Genomic DNA, 1,302 nt, shown 5'->3' with positions numbered 1-1,302 from the left:
TGTGTTAATAGTATTTTAGCTCGAAAACGCGTAAAGCTTCGAAATCCAAATGCGTTTCGCTTCATCACTTTTGTTAAGTTATTGATTCCCTCCAAAAAGCCATTGGAATAGTTGTACATAAAGCTATTTAATATTTCAATCTGCCAATTCTTTAAGGTTTGGGCTGCTTTTTGAAACTCTGGTATGCCCGCCTCATCAATGGCTTTGTAAAAGGAGTATAAGTCATGTTTGGTTTGGTCGATGTTCTCTTCTCCATTTTGTTTGGCCTCATCGAACCAGTGACAGAACAGCTCTTTCAATTCATAGGCCTGCTTTAATTCAGGGGACATATCCAGATATCGTTGAAGATACCATCGATTGTCCTCTGTTAACTTACAAGACTTTTTATAGAAGACATGGCGCATTTTTTTGCATTTCTTCCGATCGTAGTCATGCCAACTGGATTGAACTCTTCTCCTCACGTTATCAAGAGCCCAATAAATATACCGAACAAAGTGAAACCGATCCGCCACAATAATAGGCTTTCCAAGTGCTTGCGTGACAGCTGCTTTAAAAGATTGACTCATATCCATGATGACAACTTCCACCTGAGCGCCATACTTCCTTAGATAGTGCTTAATCGTATTTTTGTACCGATTCGGAAGGATGTCGATGGGTTCTTTGGTGATTCCATTTGCGATGATGAGCTGGTACTTACCCTCTTTGGTGTCGCCTTTGTATTCATCAATGGCAATGACCTTGGGCAATTCCTTCGCTTCCTCGTTAACCGTTTCCTTTGCCAATTGATCAAAGCGTCTGACGACCGTTGAAGAAGATGTTCCATACACCTCTGCCGTTTCCTTAAAGGTTTTGCCTTTAATACTGCGAATTTTAACCGCCTGGTTCAGTTCGAGAGATAACCGTTGGTATCGTTTCACAAAGGGATTCTTTTCCGCAAACTTCTTCCCGCAAGGGCAAGCGTATCTTCTTCTTTTGTAAAAGATGAGTGTATGTCTTTCAAACAGCTTTAAATGCTTAATTTTTTGTATACGATAATCGTGAATCTTATGGGTGGAAGTAGTACAAACCGGACATTTGTGAGCTGTAACTGGCATTTCTACATTAATACAAAGTCTTTCTTCCACTTCCTCCATTTTCGTAACCAACGCATCTTCAAAACCTGGTAAAACTATGTTAGAATTCATTATGCACGTATCTCCAATCTATACTTGTTTCTCGACAACTCAAGTATAAAAGACTGGATGATTACGTGCATTTTTTATGTTCAAATTGTGTAAGAACCCCAACAAATATTATAGAACC

Annotated in this window: 1 protein-coding gene; it reads right to left on the bottom strand. The window is 39.4% G+C overall.

The window, feature by feature from the left end; all coding sequences use genetic code 11:
• Positions 1-1,184, bottom strand: a 1,184-nt coding sequence (locus V8G47_RS20715) for an ISL3 family transposase (RefSeq protein WP_336201685.1), incomplete at its 3' end; no start/stop codon positions are given.
• Positions 1,185-1,302: the final 118 nt, after the last annotated feature.

Source organism: Rossellomorea sp. LJF3 (assembly GCF_037046045.1).
Taxonomy (GTDB): Bacteria; Bacillota; Bacilli; order Bacillales; family Bacillaceae_B; genus Rossellomorea.
This window is presented reverse-complemented; position numbering and strand designations above follow the sequence as displayed.